This is a genomic window from Rivibacter subsaxonicus, from assembly GCF_004217215.1.
Lineage (GTDB): Bacteria > Pseudomonadota > Gammaproteobacteria > Burkholderiales > Burkholderiaceae_C > Rivibacter > Rivibacter subsaxonicus.
This window is the reverse complement of sequence record NZ_SHKP01000005.1, coordinates 522,366-539,873: the sequence shown is the minus strand read 5'-3', so window position 1 is coordinate 539,873 and position 17,508 is coordinate 522,366. Positions and strand designations below refer to the sequence as shown.

15 protein-coding genes are annotated in these 17,508 nt (G+C 70.1%); 4 read left to right on the top strand and 11 right to left on the bottom strand.

Annotated features, from left to right (window positions below; genetic code table 11):
* Window positions 1-76 precede the first annotated feature (76 nt).
* Complete coding sequence (locus tag EV670_RS08455) at window positions 77-1,174, top strand: patatin-like phospholipase family protein (protein WP_130431397.1); 1,098 nt, start codon at window positions 77-79, stop codon at window positions 1,172-1,174.
* Between the two features lie 6 nt (window positions 1,175-1,180).
* Here EV670_RS08455 and EV670_RS08450 read toward each other — a convergent pair whose 3' ends face one another.
* The 6 genes from EV670_RS08450 to EV670_RS08425 all read right to left on the bottom strand — a co-directional run bounded on the left by EV670_RS08450 (window position 1,181) and on the right by EV670_RS08425 (window position 7,900).
* Window positions 1,181-1,687, bottom strand: coding sequence for a peptidase associated/transthyretin-like domain-containing protein (locus tag EV670_RS08450; protein ID WP_130431396.1), 507 nt, complete (start codon window positions 1,685-1,687; stop codon window positions 1,181-1,183).
* A gap of 122 nt (window positions 1,688-1,809) precedes the next feature.
* Entirely contained in the window at window positions 1,810-2,970 is a 1,161-nt protein-coding gene (gene rodA / locus EV670_RS08445) for a rod shape-determining protein RodA (protein ID WP_130431395.1), read from the bottom strand.
* A complete protein-coding gene (mrdA, locus tag EV670_RS08440) occupies window positions 2,967-5,096 on the bottom strand; it encodes a penicillin-binding protein 2 (protein WP_130431394.1) in 2,130 nt (709 codons plus the stop codon). Before mrdA ends, rodA begins: the two co-directional genes overlap by 4 nt.
* A gap of 56 nt (window positions 5,097-5,152) precedes the next feature.
* Window positions 5,153-5,674: a rod shape-determining protein MreD gene (gene mreD, locus EV670_RS08435; RefSeq protein ID WP_130431393.1), complete on the bottom strand. Its 522-nt coding sequence runs from the start codon at window positions 5,672-5,674 to the stop codon at window positions 5,153-5,155.
* 100 nt (window positions 5,675-5,774) lie between these two features.
* Window positions 5,775-6,749, bottom strand: a complete 975-nt coding sequence (mreC, locus tag EV670_RS08430; RefSeq protein ID WP_130431392.1) for a rod shape-determining protein MreC — start codon at window positions 6,747-6,749, stop codon at window positions 5,775-5,777.
* A gap of 107 nt (window positions 6,750-6,856) precedes the next feature.
* Window positions 6,857-7,900: a rod shape-determining protein gene (locus EV670_RS08425; protein ID WP_130431391.1), complete on the bottom strand. Its 1,044-nt coding sequence runs from the start codon at window positions 7,898-7,900 to the stop codon at window positions 6,857-6,859.
* Between the two features lie 296 nt (window positions 7,901-8,196).
* Between EV670_RS08425 and gatC the strand changes: the two genes are divergently transcribed.
* Genes gatC through gatB form a run of 3 tightly spaced genes read left to right on the top strand, consistent with a single transcriptional unit; the run spans window position 8,197 to window position 11,526 of the window.
* Complete coding sequence (gatC, locus tag EV670_RS08420) at window positions 8,197-8,496, top strand: Asp-tRNA(Asn)/Glu-tRNA(Gln) amidotransferase subunit GatC (protein WP_130431390.1); 300 nt, start codon at window positions 8,197-8,199, stop codon at window positions 8,494-8,496.
* Between the two features lie 16 nt (window positions 8,497-8,512).
* Entirely contained in the window at window positions 8,513-10,048 is a 1,536-nt protein-coding gene (gatA, locus tag EV670_RS08415; RefSeq protein WP_130431389.1) for an Asp-tRNA(Asn)/Glu-tRNA(Gln) amidotransferase subunit GatA, read from the top strand.
* A 2-nt stretch (window positions 10,049-10,050) separates the two neighbouring features.
* Window positions 10,051-11,526: an Asp-tRNA(Asn)/Glu-tRNA(Gln) amidotransferase subunit GatB gene (gatB, locus tag EV670_RS08410; RefSeq protein ID WP_130431388.1), complete on the top strand. Its 1,476-nt coding sequence runs from the start codon at window positions 10,051-10,053 to the stop codon at window positions 11,524-11,526.
* Window positions 11,527-11,550: 24 nt separating this feature from the next.
* Here the strand turns inward: gatB and EV670_RS08405 are convergent, their stop codons facing one another.
* The 5 genes from EV670_RS08405 to EV670_RS08385 form a co-directional block, all read right to left on the bottom strand.
* Window positions 11,551-12,867, bottom strand: coding sequence for an MFS transporter (locus tag EV670_RS08405; protein WP_130431387.1), 1,317 nt, complete (start codon window positions 12,865-12,867; stop codon window positions 11,551-11,553).
* A gap of 68 nt (window positions 12,868-12,935) precedes the next feature.
* Window positions 12,936-13,739 carry a crotonase/enoyl-CoA hydratase family protein gene (locus EV670_RS08400; RefSeq protein WP_130431386.1) on the bottom strand — a complete coding sequence of 268 codons (804 nt, stop codon included), beginning with the start codon at window positions 13,737-13,739 and terminating at the stop codon, window positions 12,936-12,938.
* On the bottom strand, window positions 13,736-14,611 hold the full coding sequence (locus EV670_RS08395) for a beta-keto acid cleavage family enzyme (protein WP_130431385.1): 876 nt from the start codon (window positions 14,609-14,611) through the stop codon (window positions 13,736-13,738). The genes EV670_RS08400 and EV670_RS08395 overlap by 4 nt, the downstream gene beginning before the upstream one ends.
* Entirely contained in the window at window positions 14,612-16,540 is a 1,929-nt protein-coding gene (locus EV670_RS08390) for an acetyl/propionyl/methylcrotonyl-CoA carboxylase subunit alpha (RefSeq protein WP_130431384.1), read from the bottom strand.
* Complete coding sequence (locus EV670_RS08385; RefSeq protein WP_130431383.1) at window positions 16,537-17,343, bottom strand: enoyl-CoA hydratase/isomerase family protein; 807 nt, start codon at window positions 17,341-17,343, stop codon at window positions 16,537-16,539. Before EV670_RS08385 ends, EV670_RS08390 begins: the two co-directional genes overlap by 4 nt.
* Window positions 17,344-17,508: the final 165 nt, after the last annotated feature.

Genomic DNA, 17,508 nt, shown 5'->3' with positions numbered 1-17,508 from the left:
CGCCGGGCATAGCCCATAGACTGGTGGAAACCCTAGGTCAGCGCGAATCATGCTGGCCCTGCCACCGGAGTCGCCGATGTCCACCCTGCCCGAACACCCCGCCGCGCCGCCGGCGCCGCCGCGTTCGATCGACCTCGCACTGCAGGGCGGTGGCTCGCACGGCGCCTTCACCTGGGGCGTGCTCGATCGCCTGCTCGATGACGAGAGCCTGAGCTTCAGCGCGATCTCCGGCACCAGCGCCGGCGCGCTCAACGCAGGCGTGCTGGCCACCGGCTGGCATCGCGGCGGGCGCGACGGCGCGCGCCGCGCGCTCAAGGACTTCTGGCGCGAGGTCAGCCTCGGTGGCCAGATCTTCTCGCCCTACAGCCTCACGCAGACCAGCGCCACGTCGACCAACTTCAACTTCGACAAGTTGCCGAGCTACCAGTGGGTCTCGAGCTTCTTTCGCGCCTTCAGCCCCTACGAGTTCAACCCGCTCAACCTCAACCCGCTGCGCGAGGTGCTCAAGCGCCACGTGGACGAGGACGCGCTGCACGACTGCGCGATCCCGCTGTTCATCGCCGCCACCAGCGTGCATACCGGGCAGGCACGCGTGTTCACCGGCAAGGAACTCAGCATCGACGCGCTGCTGGCCTCGGCCTGCCTGCCGTTCATCTTCCAGGCGGTGGAGATCGACGGCGAGCCCTACTGGGACGGCGGCTACACCGGCAACCCGGCGATCTTTCCGCTGATCTACCAGACCGATTCGCTGGACGTGCTGCTGGTCAAGATCAATCCGCTGCAGCGGCTGGGCAAGCCGACCCGCAGCGTCGAGATCATCGACCGCCTCAGCGAGATCACCTTCAACGCGAGCCTGGTCGGCGAGATGCGCGCGATCGCCTTCGTCTCGCGCCTGGTGCGCGAGGGCCGGCTCGACCCCGGCCGCTACAAGGACCTGCGGCTGCACATGATCGGCGACGACGAGGGCCTGGCGCCCTACAACGCCAGCAGCAAGTTCAACACCGATGCCGCCTTCCTCGAAGAGCTGTTCAACCTCGGCCGCAAGGCCGCCGATCGCTGGCTGGAGCGGCACCGCGAGGACATCGGCGTGAAGTCGACGCTGGACGTGGAGAAGACCTTCCTCGCCAAGCAGCGGCGACGCCGCGTCGACCAGGACGCAGCGCGGCCGGGCTGAGGAGGCTCAGCGGGCGGCTGCCAACAGCGGCTGCGCGCGCTTGAGCTGCTCGGGTGTCAGGTCGAGGGTCGAGACGACGGTCAGGCTGGCACCGGCCTGGGCGGCCTTGGCCGGCTCCGGCTGCAGCGTGGCCGAGAGTTCTTCCGGTTCGAACTTGTACATCGCCCCGGTGACCGGATCGACCGCGAGCATGCCGATCAGGCCGCCAAAGACGATGTTGCCGATGTACCAGCCGCTCATCGAGCCGGTAATCGTGATCTCCTGGGCCGCGAAGCCGGGCTTCTCGAAGCGCACCTTGTAGACCTCGGGCTTGAAGTAGCCCGCACCGCGCCGCAGTTCGAGCGTGACCGGCGTGCTGCCGCTGCCGACGTTCACGCCGGCGCGGTTGACAACGCTGATCGATGCGCCGGCCGGCTCGCTCTTGAAGCTGACCGGCTGCGTGCTGCCGTTGAAGATCGAGGCACAGCCGCTGAGGCAGACCGCGGCCAGCGCGGTGATCGCAAAACGCTTCACTGAAGAACTCTCCCTGATGTTTGTTTGTGTCGCACGCGAGGTGCGGCACGCATCCTAGGAGTCGGCAAAGGTCCCGCCGTGGTCTTGTGGTCGGCCACCGACGGCCAAACGTGCGTTCCTGCTCAGCTCTGCATCAGCCGCCTTGAGCGCGCGATCGACATCAGGATGCCCAGGCCCAGCCCCAACGTCACCATCGCCGTGCCGCCATAGCTGATGAAGGGCAGCGGGATCCCGACCACCGGCAGGATGCCGCTGACCATGCCCATGTTGACCATCGCGTAGGTGAAGAAGCTCAGCGTCACCGCGCCGCCGAGCAGGCGCGAGAACAGCGTCGGCGCCTCGGCGGCGATCATCAGGCCGCGGAAGATCAGGAAGGTGAAGCCGATCAGCAGAGCGATCGCGCCCATCAGGCCGAACTCCTCGCCGAAGGCGGCGAAGATGAAGTCGGTGGTGCGCTCGGGAATGAACTCCAGGTGGGTCTGGGTGCCGTTCATGAAGCCCTTGCCGGTGACGCCGCCCGAGCCGATCGCGATCATCCCCTGCAGGATGTGGAAGCCCTTGCCGAGCGGGTCGGCGGTGGGGTCGAGCAGGGTGCAGATGCGTTGCTTCTGGTAGGTGTGCAGGCCGGGCCACTGCACGCCGCTCTCGCAGGCCGCGCCGCCGAAGATGATCAGCGCCACCACCGCGACGGCGCCGATCGCCACCACCGGCAGCACCAGCTTCCAGCTCAGCCCGGCAAAGAACATCACGTAGATGCCACCGGCCAGCACCAGGATCGCGGTGCCGAGGTCGGGCTGCTTGACGATCAGGCCGACCGGCAGCGCCAGCAGCAGGAAGGCCACCAGGAAGTCGAGCGGGCGCAACTGGCCCTCGCGGTGCTGGAACCACCAGGCCAGCATCAGCGGCATCGCGATCTTCAGCATCTCACTCGGCTGCAGCACCACCACGCCGAGGTTGAGCCAGCGCGTGGCGCCCTTCTTGGTGATGCCGAACAGCGCCACCGCGACCAGCAGCGCCACGCCCGCCACGTAGAGCGGCACCGCCAGCCGCTGCAACTGCTGCGGCGAGAGCTGGGCCACCATGAACATCACGCCACCGGCCAGCAGCATGTTGCGGCCATGGTCGACGAAGCGGGTGCCGTGGTCGAAGCCGGCCGAATACATCGTCAGCAGGCCGGCCGCGGCCAGCAGCGCCACCGCCAGCAGCAGCGGACCGTCGAAGTCGAACATCGGCGCGATGCGCTGCCACAGCGAGGGCTTCTCGAAGACGATGCTGCTGCTCATCGCGGAGCCCCGCCGGTCGGGACATGCACCGCGACCCGCGCCGGGGCCGAGGCACGCGGCGGGGCCGGCTTGGCGGCGGCCGGCGGCGCAGATGCAGCCGGCGCCACCGGCGCCGACGCGGCCGCGGGCGCTGCCTCCGCGCTGCCCGCCTCGGCCACCGCGGTCGCGCCACTGCCGGCGCCGCCGACCGGCGGCAGCGGCATCTCGGCCACGAGGCGCGAGACGCCGGTCGGCGCTGCACCCTTGCCCTCGCGCACCAGCGCGATGTCCTCGGCGCTCGGGTAGCGCCCGGCGAGCAGGTAGTCGAGCACGCGACGCGCGATCGGCGCCGCCGCCTCGGCGCCGAAGCCGGCGTTCTCGACGATCACCGCCAGCGCCACCTGCGGATCGTCGACCGGCGCCACGGCGGTGTAGAGCGAGTGGTCGCGCAGGTACTCGCCGATCTTGTTCTTGTCGTACTTGGCGTCGGCCCGCACGCCGACCGCCTGCGCGGTGCCGGTCTTGCCGCCGCTCTGGTACGGCGCGCCGGCGAAGACGCGCGCGGCGGTGCCTTCCTGCGTCACGCCGTGGAGCGCCTTGCGCACCACGCTGACATGCTCGGGCTTGAGCGGAATCGATTCGATCGCGCTGCTGGCCACGATGCGGCGCTCGCGCGTGACCACGTTCTCGATCTCGCGCACCACGCGCGGCTCGAAACGCTGGCCGCCGGAGGCCAGCGTGGCCATCGCGTAGGCCAGCTGCAGCATCGTGAAGTTGTTGTAGCCCTGGCCGATGCCGAGCGAGATGGTCTCGCCGGCGTACCACCGCTGCAGCTCGGGCTTCTTGTAGGCCTTCTTCTTCCAGGCGGTGGAAGGCAGCACGCCGGTCACCTCGCCGTTGAGGTCGATGCCGGTGCGGCGCCCGAAGCCGAAGGGATCGAGCTCGTCGTGCATCAGGTCGACGCCCATGTCGGCGGCGAGCTGGTAGTAGTAGACGTTGCTCGACTTGACGATCGAGCGGTACATGTCGACCACGCCGAGGCCACCGTCGCCGTGGCTGCGGAACTTGTGGTTGCCGAACCAGAACGAGCCGTTGTCCATGATCGTCTGGCTCGGCGTTCGCTTGCCGCTGTTGAGCGCGGCGATCGCCATGAAGGGCTTGAAGGTCGAGCCCGGCGGGTAGGTGCCGCGCAAGGCCCGGTTCAGCAGCGGCTTGTCGATGCTCTCGTTGAGCTCCTTCCAGCTTTCGACGTCGATGCCGTCGACGAAGAGGTTGGGGTCGAAGGTGGGCTTGCTGACGAAGGCCAGCACCTCGCCGGTGCGCGGATCGAGCGCGACCAGCGCGCCGCGACGATCGCCGAACATCTCCTCGATCAGCGCCTGCAGCTTGATGTCGATCGACAGCTTGACCGTGTTGCCGGGAGTCGCCGAGGTGGCGCGCAGGCGGCGCACCGCACGCCCGCCGGCGCTGGTCTCGACCTCCTCGAAGCCGGTCAGGCCGTGCAGTTCATCCTCGTACTTCTGCTCGATGCCGAGCTTGCCGATGTACTCGGTGCCCTTGTAGTTGGCGGCGTCGTCGGTCTCGTCGATCGCTTCCTTCTCGGCCTGGTTGATGCGGCCGATATAGCCCAGCACGTGGCTGGCGAGCTCGCCGTAGGGGTAGTAGCGGAACAGCCGGGCCTTGATCTCGACGCCCGGAAAGCGGAACTGCTGCGCGGTGAAGCGCGCGACCTCCTCGTCGCTGAGCTTGGTACGGATCGGCAGCGACTCGAAGCTCTTGCCGTCGTCCATCAGGCGCTTGAAGCGCTTGCGGTCGCGCGACGTGATCTCGACCAGCTCGGCCAGCTGGTCGATGGTCTGCTCGAGGTCCTCGGTCTTGCTGGGCGTGATCTCCAGCGTGTAGGCCGAGTAGTTGTTGGCCAGCACGACGCCGTTGCGGTCGAGGATCAGGCCGCGGTTGGGAACGATCGGCAGCACCGCGATGCGGTTGTTCTCGGCCTGCGTCGAAAGATCGTCGTGGCGCACGACCTGAAGCCAGACCAGGCGCGCGACCAGCAGCGAAAAGCCGAGCAGCACCGCGCCGGCCGCGACGAACAGCCGGAAGCGGAACTTGCCGATTTCACGCTCTAGGTTCTTGAGTTCGGTCATGCGCGGCAATCATGCGGCAGGCGGCGCGACAGCGGTCGTGCGGCGGCCACAGCCCGTCAAATGGGTCGGTTCTGGTCGGGGTCGGGGGGGCGGCGCTGAGGCGCCAGGAGGGCCAGCGATACCAGCGGCCACATCAGCGCTTCGAGCAGCGGCGCCAGCAAAAGGTTCCAGCCGGGGAAGGTGCCGCCGGTGGCCAGCCGCACCAGCGTCGAAACCGCATGCGCGGCGAAGAACAGCGGCAGGATCTGCAGCGCCTGCGCCGGCAGGCTGAACCACAGCACGCGGCGATGGATGGTGGTCGCGAAGAAGCTCAGCAGCGTGTAGGCCAGCGCGTGCTGGCCGAGCAGCGCGCCCTCGTGCACGTCCATGAACAGGCCGAAGACGAAGGCCACGCCGATGCCGACGCGGCGCGGCTGGTGCACGTTCCAGAACACCAGCACCAGGGCCAGGAAGTCGGGCATCGCCGCCAGCCGCCCGAGCGGCAGCAGGTTGAGCCCGAAGGCCACCAGCAACGACGCCCACATGAAGACCGGGTTGACCGGCAGCAGGAGCTGGTCCGAACCGCGCGGCATGATCATGACGCGCCCCCCGGACCGGCGCCGGTCCGCCCCAAGCCGGACCGCGCCCCCTTGGGGGGCAGCGAGCCCCGCGAGCGTGGGGGCCAAAGGGTCTGCATGATCATCGGCGTGCCCCCAGGTCGCGGTCGGATTGCCCCGGACGGCTCGCGCCGCGCGCCGGCCGGCGCGGCGGTGGCGCGCTGGTGGCAGCCTCCTCCGGCCGTGGTGGCAGTTGCTGCGCCATCGGCTCGAGTACCAGCACATGGCGCACGCTGTCGGGCCGCGCCACCGGCACCACGCTGACCTTGGCGAAGGTCGAGCCGGCACGCCGGTCGACGCCGACGATGCGGCCGACCGGCAGACCCGGCGGGTAGACGCCATCGATGCCCGAGGTGGCCAGCGCGTCGCCGGCCTGCAGGTCGGCATTGCTGGCCATGAAGCGCAACTCCATGCCGGCGCCGGCAGCCACCGAGCCGGGATCGCCGAAGGCCGCCGCCCGGACCTGGGTGCGGGTGTTGAGCACCGGCACCGCGGCGTCCTTGTCGGTCAGCAGCGTGACCTCCGACATCAGCGGATAGACCCGCGTGACCTGGCCCAGCACGCCGGCCGCGTCGACCACCGGCGAGGCGGTGACGATGCCGTCCTTGGCGCCGCGGTCAATGACGATCTTGCGCGAGTAGGGGTCGGAGGCCTCGTAGAGCAGCTCGGCCGCGGTGCCACGCACCTTGAGCGCGTTGCGCAGCTCGAGCAGCTCGCGCAGGCGCTCGTTCTCGGCGGCCAGCTGTTCGGTGCGCAGCGCGCGTTCGGCCACGCCGGCCTGCTGCTGCAATGCGCGGTCCTCGCGCTCGCGCGCCTGCTGCAGGCCGCCCAGATACTCGCTCGCCGCAATCCAGCCGCGCACCGGCGCCAGCAGCGCCAGCTCGACCGGATGCAGCACCGTCGCGACGGTCGCGCGCAGCGGCCCGGTGAGCCGAAAGCGGGTGTCGGCCACCATCAGGAACAGCGCCAGCGCCGCGAAGAAGACCAGCTTGGTCAGCGCCGACGGGCCCTGCTTGAAGAAGGGTGGCGGGGTGCGATCCAGGGTGCCCAGCGGCATGAACAACTCGCGCTAGACGATGGGGGAGGGGAGTTCGGGACGAGTGCCGGATATGACAAGGCCGGCCACGTCCGCGACGCGCCGGCCCGGATCGAGCAGCTGGCGACTCACTCGGAAGTGAAGATCGCGCCGAGGCGCTCCATGCGCTCCAGCGCCATGCCGCAACCGCGCACCACGCAGGTCAGCGGGTCCTCGGCCACCAGCACCGGCAAGCCGGTTTCCTCGGCCAGCAGGCGGTCGAGGTCGCGCAGCAGCGCGCCGCCGCCGGTGAGCATCATGCCGCGCTCGGCGATGTCGGCGCCGAGTTCGGGCGGGGTCTGCTCGAGCGCGTTCTTCACGCTGGAGACGATCTGGTTGAGCGGGTCGGTCAGCGCCTCGAGGATCTCGTTGCTGCTGATCGTGAAGCTGCGCGGCACGCCCTCGCTGAGGTTGCGGCCCTTGACTTCCATTTCCTTGACCTCGGAGCCCGGGAAGGCGCTGCCGATGTTCTTCTTGATCGACTCGGCGGTGGGCTCGCCGATCAGCATGCCGTAGTTGCGCCGGATGTAGTTGATGATGGCCTCGTCGAACTTGTCGCCGCCGACGCGGACCGAGCCCTTGTAGACCATGCCGCCGAGCGAGATGACGCCGACCTCGGTGGTGCCGCCGCCGATGTCCACGACCATCGAGCCCGAGGCCTCGCTGACCGGCAGGCCGGCGCCGATCGCGGCGGCCATCGGCTCCTCGATCAGGTACACCTCGGAGGCACCGGCACCCAGCGCCGACTCGCGGATCGCGCGCCGCTCGACCTGGGTCGAGCCGCAGGGCACGCAGATGATGATGCGCGGGCTCGGCTTGAGCACCGAGCGCGGGTGCACCATCTTGATGAACTGCTTGAGCATCTGCTCGGTGACGGTGAAGTCGGCGATCACGCCGTCCTTCATCGGGCGGATCGCCTCGATGTTGCCGGGCACCTTGCCGAGCATCGCCTTGGCCTCGGCGCCGACCGCCTGGATCGTCTTCTTGCCGTTGGGGCCACCCTCGTGGCGGATCGCCACGACCGAGGGCTCGTCGAGGACGATGCCCTTGCCGCGGACGTAGATCAGCGTGTTGGCGGTGCCGAGGTCGATCGCGAGATCGGTCGAGAAGTAGCGGCGGAAGGATCCGAACATGACGGGTGAATTCGAGGCGCCTGCGGGGCCGGAACTGCGCGCTTGCGCAACAGCTGCGACGGCGCTGGCGGCGCCGGGTGTAGGGGGTGGTAAAGCCGGTCTCGTACGAGGCACGCCGCCGCCGGTATGGCACAGCACGAGCAACCTGTGGACAAGCCAGCCTCGAATCGCCGGAGATAATACCCGACGAACCCTGCCAAACCCGCGCCGCCACAGGCTTTGCACGCGTCTGTAGCGAACTGTTTCGCGCCTTTCGCGAAGCCCGCCACGCCGATGCTCCAGAACCCTCCCCGACCATGGCCCTGACCCCCTCCGACGTGAGCCGCATCGCGCTGCTGGCCCGGCTCGAACTGAGCCCGGCCGAACAGGCTGCGATGCTCAGCCAGCTCAACGGCTTCTTCGACATCGTCGAGAAGATGCGCGCGGTCGACACCACCGGCGTGACCCCGCTCTACACGCCGCTGTCGGCGATCGGCGAGGTCGAGCTGCGGCTGCGCGGCGACGCCGTGACCGAGACCAACCAGCGCGAGCTCAACCAGCGCAGCGCGCCCGCCGTCGAGGAGGGTCTCTACCTCGTGCCGCGCGTGATCGAGTAAGGCCGTCTCCAGACCCATGAGCAAGCAACTTCACGAACTCGGCGTCGCCGAGATTGCCACCGGCCTCGAAGCGAAGCGCTTTTCGAGTGCCGAGCTGACGACGCACCTGCTGGGCCGTATCGACGCGAATCAATCGCTCGGTGCCTTCCTGGTCGTCGACCGCGATCAGGCGCTGACGCAGGCGCGCGCCGCCGACGCACGCCGCACCGCCGGCCAGTCGCTCGGCACGCTCGACGGCGTGCCGCTGGCGCACAAGGACATCTTCGTCAGCACCGACTTCACGAGCACCGCGGCGTCGAAGATCCTGGTCGGCCAGAGCGGCGGCTACCGCTCGCCCTTCGACGCGACCGTCGTGGCCAAGCTCAAGGCCGCCGGCACCGTCTGCGTCGGCAAGCTCAACTGCGACGAGTTCGCGATGGGCGGCGCCAACGAGAACTCGGCCTTCGGTGCCGTGCACAACCCGTGGGATACGACGCGCATCCCCGGCGGCTCCTCGGGCGGCTCGGCGACGGCGGTGGCCGCGCGCCTGCTGCCCGCGGCCACCGGCACCGACACCGGCGGCTCGGTGCGCCAGCCGGCCGCGCTGACCGGAGTCACCGGCATCAAGCCGACCTATGGCCGCTGCTCGCGCTACGGGATGATCGCCTTCGCCTCCAGCCTCGACCAGGCCGGGCCGATCGCGCGCAGCGCCGAGGATTGCGCGCTGCTGCTGCAGGCGATGAGCGGCTATGACGAGCGCGACTCGACCAGCGCCGAGCAGCCGGTGCCGGACTTCGCGGCCGCGCTGCGTACGCCGCGCGCAGGTGCGACCGAGTCGCGGCCGCTCGAGGGCCTGCGCGTCGGCGTGCCGCGCGAGTTCTTCGGTACCGGTGTCGCGGCGGATGTGGATGCCGCCGTCAAGGCCGCGCTGGCGCAGTACGAGCAACTCGGCGCTACGCTGGTCGACGTCAGCCTGCCGCGCACCGAACTCTCGATCCCGGTCTACTACATCATCGCGCCGGCCGAGGCGAGTTCGAACCTGAGCCGCTTCGACGGCGTGCGCTACGGCCATCGCGCCAAGGATGCCGAGGACCTGCTCGAGCTCTATCGCAAGAGCCGCAGCGAGGGCTTCGGCGCCGAGGTCAAGCGCCGCATCATGATCGGCACCTACGTGCTGAGCCACGGCTACTACGACGCCTACTACCTGCAGGCGCAGAAGCTGCGCCGCATGATCGCCGACGACTTCCAGGCCGCCTTCGAGCATTGCGACCTGATCGCCGGCCCGGTGGCGCCGACGGTGGCGCGCGCGATCGGCTCGCAGACCGATCCGGTGGCCGAGTACCTGGCCGACATCTTCACGCTGCCGGCCAGCCTGGCCGGGCTGCCCGGCATGAGCGTGCCGGCCGGCTTTGGCGGGGCCGGCATGCAGAACGCCGAGAAGGGCAGTCCTTCCGGTCTGCCCGTGGGCCTGCAGCTGATCGGCAACTACTGGCAGGAGGCGCAGCTGCTGCACGCGGCACATGCCTTCCAGCAGGCGACCGATTTCCACCTCCGCGCGCCGGAGGGATTCTGAACATGAGTCAGCCCAAGCTCATCCGCGGCTACGAGGTCGTGATCGGCCTCGAGACGCACACCCAGCTCTCGACCGCGTCGAAGATCTTCAGCGGCGCGTCGACCGCCTTTGGCGCCGCGCCCAACACGCAAGCCTGCGCGGTCGACCTGGCGCTGCCGGGTGCGCTGCCGGTGATGAACCGCGGCGCGGTAGAGCGCGCCATTCGCCTTGGCCTCGCGGTCGGCGGAGCTATCGCGCCGCTGTCGATCTTCGCGCGCAAGAACTACTTCTATCCCGACCTGCCCAAGGGCTACCAGATCAGCCAATACGAGCTGCCGGTGGTGCAGGGCGGGCATGTGGACTTCCTGCTCGACGGCGTCGCGCGCAAGGTGCGGCTGACCCGCGCGCACCTCGAGGAAGACGCCGGCAAGTCGATCCACGAAGGGCTGGATGGTGGTCATGGCGTCCACGGCCATCACGGCCCGGTCAGCGGCATCGACCTCAACCGCGCCGGCACGCCGCTGCTCGAGATCGTCTCCGAGCCCGACATGCGCTCCAGCGCCGAGGCGGTGGAGTACGCTAAGGCGCTGCACGCGCTGGTGGTGTGGCTCGGCATCTGCGACGGCAACATGCAGGAAGGCAGCTTCCGCTGCGACGCCAACGTCTCGGTGCGCCGACCCGGCGCGCCCTACGGCACCCGGCGCGAGATCAAGAACCTCAACAGCTTTCGCTTCCTGCAGCAGGCGATCGAGGCCGAGATCCAGTGGCAGATCGACCGCATCGAGGACGGCCACGCGATCGAGCAGGCGACGGTGCTGTTCGATCCCGACGCCGGCGAGACGCGCGCGATGCGCAGCAAGGAAGACGCGCACGACTACCGCTACTTCCCCGACCCCGACCTGCCGCCGCTGGTGATCGCACCGAGCTGGGTCGAGCGCGTGAAGTCGGAGATGCCGGAGTTGCCGGCGGTGATGGCGGCGCGCTTCGAGCGCGAGGACGGCCTGGCCGCCTACGACGCGGCGATGGTCACGCAGAGCGTGGCCTTTGCGCGCTACTACGAGGCCGCGCGCGATACCTGCAAGCAACCGAAACTGGTCGCCAACTGGCTGATGGGCGAGGTCTCGCGCCGGCTCAACGCCGAGGAGCGCGGCATCGAGGCGGCGCCGGTGAAGCCGGCCACGCTGGCGGCGCTGATCGGGCGCATCCAGGACGGCACGCTGTCGAACAACGGCGCGCGCCAGGTCTTCGAGGCGCTTTGGAGCGCGGGCGGCGAGGTCGACGCGCTCATCGAGCGACTTGGTCTCAAGCAGATGAACGACAGCGGCGCCTTGGAGGCCATCGTCGACGAGGTGCTGGCCGCCAACCCGAAGTCGGTCGAGGAATATCGCGCCGGCAAGGAAAAGGCCTTCAACGCGCTGGTCGGCCAGGTGATGAAGGCGAGCAAGGGCAAGGCCAATCCGGCCCAGGCCAACGAGCTGCTGAAGAAGAAGCTCGGCTGATCGCGCAGCAGCGGCGCGTGACGGCTACGCCGCCACCGCCGCGGCGCGCGCGCTGCGCTCGCCGCGGTCCACGTCGACCTTCTGCAGCAAGACCCAGCCGACGATGAAGAACGCGGCGGTGCTGAGGATCGCGACGCGATGGTTGCCGGCGGTGAGCCAGGTGATCAGGCCGTAGGTCAGCGGGCCGATGATGGCTGCCAGCCGCACCGAGAAGCCCCACAGGCCGAAGAACTCGGCGCGCTGCGCCTCGGGTGCGAAGGTGCCGGCCAGCGCGCGACCGGCCGACTGGCTCGAGCCCATGCACAGGCCGGCCACGACCGCCGCGACCCAGAACAGCGCCGGCCCGCGCGCCGCGGCGGCGAGCACCACCATCAGCACCCAGCCGGCCAGCGTGAACGACAGCGCCGGCTTGTGGCCGATGCGGTCCTGCCAGTAGCCGAAGGCGAAGGCCCCGAGCGCTGCCGCGATGTTGACCAGGAAGATCAGCATCATCGTCTCGGCCTGCTTGAAGCCCATCGCCTGCTCGGCATAGACCGCGGCCAGCGTGATCACCACCGCGATGCCGGCCTGGTAGCTGACGCAGCAGGCCAGGAACCAGCTGAAGTCGCGATAGCGGCGCGCCTCGTGCCAGGTCTGCGCGAGTCTTTGCAGCGCGGCCGTCATGCCGCCGACGGCCGCACCGCCGGCCACCACCTGCGGCTGCGCGCGCTCCTTGAGCAACGCAAAGGTCACGAGCGAGGCACCGCCATAGATTGCGGCGGTGATCAGCATCGTCACCGGCACGAACTGCGCCGCGGTCTCGCCGCGCGCCTGCGCCGCCAGCACCCAGGCCAGGCTGATGCCGAGCGCGAGCATGCCGCCGAAGTAGCCGAAGCTCCAGCCCCAGCCGGAAACGCGGCCGAGCGACTCGGGCCGCGCGAGTTCGGGCAGGAAGGCCGCAATCAGCGATTCGCCGTAGGAGTAGGCCACCGTCGCCACCAGCACCGCCGCCGTGGCCAGCGCCAACTGGCCCGGGCCGACCAGCGCCAGTGCCGCGGTGCCGAGCACGCAGGCGATGGTGGTGAAGACCAGGAGCTTCTTCTTGGCGCCGTGCAGGTCGGCATGGGCGCCGAGCGCCGGCGAACTCAGCATCACGATCGCGTTGGCGGCGGCCATCAGCAGCGTCCAGGCCAGCGTGCCCCAGTCGGCACCGCCGGCGACCACGCCGACGAAGTAGGCGCTGAACACCGCGGTCAGCACGACCGTCGTGTATCCCGAGTTCGCGAAGTCGTACATCGCCCAGCCGAAGACCTCGCGCTTGGCGACCCCTTCGTTGAGCGCTTCCTGGGGAAAGAGGGCCATGGCGGATCCGGGTGCGCGGCTGTGGAGCCGCGAGTGTTCCACGCCCGCGTGACGGCCGACGGCCGGGCTTACGCGCCGTCCTCCCGGTCGTCGCCGCGCGCCCGCCGGCGCAGGAAGGCCGCCCCACCGGCCTGCACCTGGCCAGCGGCCAGCGTCTGCCGGCCGAGCTCGAACTCCTGGCGCATCGCCTCGCGCCATGGCAGCCCGGCTTGGGCCAGCGCGCTGGCGCGGTCGTTGCGCAGGCAGGTTTGCGGATGCGCCGCGATCTGCAGCGCGAGTTCGATCGCCGCCTCCAGCGCCATGCCGCGCGGCACGATGCGGTTGACGAGGCCGATGTGCAGCGCCTCGGCGGCGTTGACCGCGCGGCCGGTGAGGATCAGGTCGAGCGCGCGGCTTTCGCCGATCAGGCGCGGCAGCCGCACCGTGCCGCCGTCGATCAGCGGCACGCCCCAGCGTCGGCAGAAGACGCCGAGCACCGCGTCCTCGGCGGCGACGCGCAGGTCGCACCACAGCGCCAGTTCGAGGCCGCCGGCCACCGCGTGGCCCTCGATCGCGGCGATCACGGGCTTCGAGAGGGCCAGCCGCGTGCAGCCCATCGGCGCGGTCTGCGCCAAGTCTTCGTTGAGCGGGTTGGCGCGCGAGCCGGGTGCGTCGAGGCTTTCGGCGATCGCCCGCAGGTCGGCACCGGCGCAGAAGCTGCCGGCAGCGCCGGCGAGCACCGCCACGTCGAGCGTGGCGTCGGCATCGAAGTCGAGGAAGGCGCGCTCCAGCGCCAGCGCGGTGGGGCCGTCGACCGCGTTGCGCACGGCGGGCCGATCGATCGTGATGACCGCGACCCGCGCGCCGCGCTCGAACAGGACGTTGCTCGTCATTGCCGCGACTCCGATGCCGCAAGGCCCAGCATCGCGCGCGCCTCGGCCGGGCTCGCCACCGCGCGCCCGGCCTTGCGAGCGCAGTCGGCCAGCGCCTCGATCAGTTCGCCGTTGCCGGGTGCACGCGCGCCGCCGGGCAGGTAGAAGGTGTCCTCGAGTCCGGTGCGCAGCATGCCGCCGAGTTCGGCGGTGCGCTGGTGCACCGGCCAGATCTCGGCGCGGCCGATCAGGGTGGTCTGCCACGTGGAGCCGGGCTCGATCCAGCGCGGCAGCAGCGCTAGCAGATCGGCGTCGGCCGGCATGCCGGAGGCCACGCCCATCACGAAGTTGTACTCCGGGTGGGTCACCATGCCGGCCTTCTGGTACATGCCGACCGAGCGCACGATGCCGACGTCGAAACACTCGAACTCGGGCTTCGTGCCGACTTCGTTCATCACGTCGAGGAAGGCCTGCACCTTGGCGACCGGATTGTCGAAGACCATCGGCGGCCAGGCCCATTGGCCGTCGTCCTTGATCTTCAGATAGTTCAGCGTACCCGCGTTGCAGGCAGCGATCTCGGGTCGCACGCGGCGGATGCAGGCGGCCGGGCCAGAGATGTCCTTGCCGATCACGCCGGTCGTCAGGTTGATGATCACGCCGGGGCAGGCGGCGCGGATCGCATCGACGACGCTCGCCGCGACCTCCGGGTCCCAGCTCGGCATGTGACCGTAGCCTTCTTCCTGCATGCGCAGGTGCACATGCATGATCGACGCGCCGGCCTCGAAGGCGGCGCGCGCCTCGGCGGCCATCTGCGCCGGAGTCACAGGCACCGGGTGCTGCTTGGGGTTGGTCAGCACGCCGGTCAGCGCGCAGGTGAGGATGGCCTTGTCCATTCAGGACTCCTTCGCTTCTTCGATATCGAGTTCGACCAGCAGTTCGGCCGCGGCGACCTGCGCGCGCGCCTTGGCATGCACCGCTCGCACCGTGCCGGCTGCGGCGGCGTTGATCCACATCTCCATCTTCATCGCCTCCACACAGGCAAGCGGCTGGCCGGTGACGACACGGTCACCGACGGCGACCAGCACCTGCGCCACGAGGCCGGCGACCGGCGCCAGCGCGCGCGCGGGGTCGGCGGCGTTGCCGCTGCTGGGGAAGGGCGACGGCTCGCTGAACGTGAACACCGCCGCGTCGCGCACCACGTGGAGCTGCTCGCCATCGTCGACGAGGGTCGCCTGGCGTTGCACGCCGTCCAGCTCGTAGCGCACCTGCCCATCCGCCATCGACAGCAGGCGGATGCCACCGGCCCCGACCCGCAGCGTGCGTCGCTCGTCGCCGCACTGCAGCTCGATGCCAAAGCCGACCAGGCTCGCCGGCCGCGCGCCGGCGCCGTCGCGCAAGGCGCGCGCGGCAGCGGCCAGCGCCCAGTCCTCGTCGCTTGGCAGCGGCCGTTGCAGCAGCGGCTCGCCCTGTTCGGCCCACTGGTCGATCAGCGCGGTGTGCATCGCGGCACCGGCGAAGGCCTCGTGGTTGATCAGCTCGCGCAGGAAGCGGCCGTTGTTGACGACGCCAAGCAGCGGCGCGTCATCGAGTGCCGCCGTCAACCGGCGGATCGCGTCCTCGCGCGTGCGGCCGTGAGCAATGATCTTGGCGACCATCGGGTCGTAGAAGGGCGTGATCTCGCCGCCCTCGCAGATGCCGCTGTCGATGCGCACGCCGAGCTGCAGCGCGCGCCCGGGCCGCCAGTGGGCGATGCGGCCGGTCTGCGGTCGGAAGCCGCCATACGGGTCCTCGGCGTAGAGCCGCGCCTCGATCGCGTGGCCCTCGAATCGAACGTCCTCCTGCAGCCGCGGCAGCCAGGCCGTCAGCGGCTCGCCGGCGGCGATGCGCAGCTGCCACTCGACCAGGTTGAAGCCGGTGATGCACTCGGTGACCGGGTGCTCGACCTGCAGCCGGGTGTTCATCTCGAGGAAGTAGTGGCGACGATCCGCATCGACGATGAACTCGACCGTGCCGGCGCCGACATAGCCCACCGCCAGCGCGGCTGCCACCGCATCGGCGCCCATGCGCGCGCGCATCGCGGCGTCGACGATCGGCGACGGTGCCTCCTCGATCACCTTCTGGCGCCGGCGCTGCGCGGTGCAGTCGCGCTCGCCGAGGTGCACTGCGTGGCCATGCGCGTCGGCAAAGACCTGGATCTCGATGTGACGGCCGCCCTCGATCAGCCGCTCGAGCATCAACGTGCCGTCGCCAAAGGCGCTCAGCGCCTCACGGCGGGCGCCGGCGATCGCGGCGGGCAGTTCGACCTCATGCCGCACCAGCCGCATTCCGCGCCCGCCGCCGCCGGCCACCGCCTTCACCAGCAGCGGCAGACCGAGCTGGCGCGCCGCGGCGATCAGTTGCTCGTCGCCCGCATCGGCGTCGAGATAGCCGGGGGCGCAAGGCACACCGGCCTCGATCATGCGGCGCTTGGCGCGCGCCTTGTCGCCCATCGCCTCGATCGCCGACGCCGGCGGTCCGATGAACACGACGCCGGCGTCAAGGCAGGCCTGCGCGAAGGCCGCGTTCTCGCTGAGGAAGCCATAGCCCGGGTGCAGTGCATCGGCACCGGTGGCGCGCGCGGCGCCGAGCACGGCCTCGAACGAGAGGTAGGACTCGGCTGCCGGTGCCGGGCCGATGCGCACCGCTTCGTCGGCCAGCGCCACATGCGGCGCGGCGGCATCGGCGTCGCTGAACACAGCGACCGTTCGATAGCCGAGAGCGCGCGCGGTGCGCATGACCCGGCAGGCGATCTCCCCGCGGTTGGCGATCAGGATCTTCTTCATGAGCCCGGCATCCAGCTCGCCTTGCGCTTCTGCATGAAGGCCAGCGTGCCCTCCGTGCCTTCCGGCCCGAGCACCGCACGCGAGAAGACCTGAGCGGCCTCGTCGACCAGCGAGCCCGGGCTCTGCAGCCGCGCCTTGGCGATCAGCGCCTTGGTCGCCGCGATCGCGCCCGGTGCGCATTGCAGGATGCCGTGCAGAACCCGCTCCAGCGCGACGTCGAGCGCTTCGCCGCTCGGATGCACCTCGTGCACCAGACGCAGCGCCAGCGCCTCGCGCGCATCGAGCCGGCCGCCGCTGACCGCCAGCCGCTTGGCCTCGGAGTAGCCGAGCCGCTCGACCAGGAAGGGCGCAATCTGCGCCGGCACGACGCCGAGCGAGGTTTCGGGCAGGCGAAAGCTCGCGCTCTCGTCGGCAATCGCGACGTCGGCCACGCAGGCCAGTCCGAAGCCGCCGCCCATCACCGTGCCCTCGAGCACTGCGACCAGCGCCTTCGGCGTCGACGCGAAGGCGACGCACAGTTCGCCGAAGGCGCGGCTCACATCGGCCATCGGGTCAGCGCCTGTTTCACCGACGCGCCCGCGCGCGGCCGCCATGTCGCCGATGTCACCACCGGCGCAGAAGTGGCCACCGGCGCCGCGTAGCACGATCACGCGCACCGCCGCATCGGCTTCGGCCGCTGCGAGCGAGGCGCGCAGCTCCTGCACCATCTGCAGCGACATCGCGTTGCGCTGCGCGGGGCGGTTCAGCGTCAGGTGCAGCACGCCGGCGTCACCGGCGACAGCGATCGTCTCGAACGGACTCATCTCAGTGCTCCGCCGGCTTCTGATCGGGTCGCGCGGCCCACGTCGGCTCCAGATCGGGACGGTGGGGCGTTCTGCGGAGCGAAGTAAAGGAGGAGCCGGCCGCAGGCCGGCGGGGGACATGAGCGCAGCAGAGCGCCCCGGCGGCCCGATCACGCGCTGCGATCC

Coding starts and splice junctions, on each gene's coding strand:
- EV670_RS08455 (WP_130431397.1), top strand. CDS start 77: ATGTCCACCCTGCCCGAACACCCCGCCGCGCCGCCGGCGCCGCCGCGT.
- rodA (WP_130431395.1), bottom strand. CDS start 2,970: ATGAGCAGCAGCATCGTCTTCGAGAAGCCCTCGCTGTGGCAGCGCATC.
- mreD (WP_130431393.1), bottom strand. CDS start 5,674: ATGATCATGCCGCGCGGTTCGGACCAGCTCCTGCTGCCGGTCAACCCG.
- gatB (WP_130431388.1), top strand. CDS start 10,051: ATGAGTCAGCCCAAGCTCATCCGCGGCTACGAGGTCGTGATCGGCCTC.
- EV670_RS08400 (WP_130431386.1), bottom strand. CDS start 13,739: ATGACGAGCAACGTCCTGTTCGAGCGCGGCGCGCGGGTCGCGGTCATC.
- EV670_RS08405 (WP_130431387.1), bottom strand. CDS start 12,867: ATGGCCCTCTTTCCCCAGGAAGCGCTCAACGAAGGGGTCGCCAAGCGC.
- EV670_RS08395 (WP_130431385.1), bottom strand. CDS start 14,611: ATGGACAAGGCCATCCTCACCTGCGCGCTGACCGGCGTGCTGACCAAC.
- gatC (WP_130431390.1), top strand. CDS start 8,197: ATGGCCCTGACCCCCTCCGACGTGAGCCGCATCGCGCTGCTGGCCCGG.
- mrdA (WP_130431394.1), bottom strand. CDS start 5,096: ATGACCGAACTCAAGAACCTAGAGCGTGAAATCGGCAAGTTCCGCTTC.
- EV670_RS08425 (WP_130431391.1), bottom strand. CDS start 7,900: ATGTTCGGATCCTTCCGCCGCTACTTCTCGACCGATCTCGCGATCGAC.
- mreC (WP_130431392.1), bottom strand. CDS start 6,749: ATGCCGCTGGGCACCCTGGATCGCACCCCGCCACCCTTCTTCAAGCAG.
- EV670_RS08390 (WP_130431384.1), bottom strand. CDS start 16,540: ATGAAGAAGATCCTGATCGCCAACCGCGGGGAGATCGCCTGCCGGGTC.
- EV670_RS08385 (WP_130431383.1), bottom strand. CDS start 17,343: ATGAGTCCGTTCGAGACGATCGCTGTCGCCGGTGACGCCGGCGTGCTG.
- gatA (WP_130431389.1), top strand. CDS start 8,513: ATGAGCAAGCAACTTCACGAACTCGGCGTCGCCGAGATTGCCACCGGC.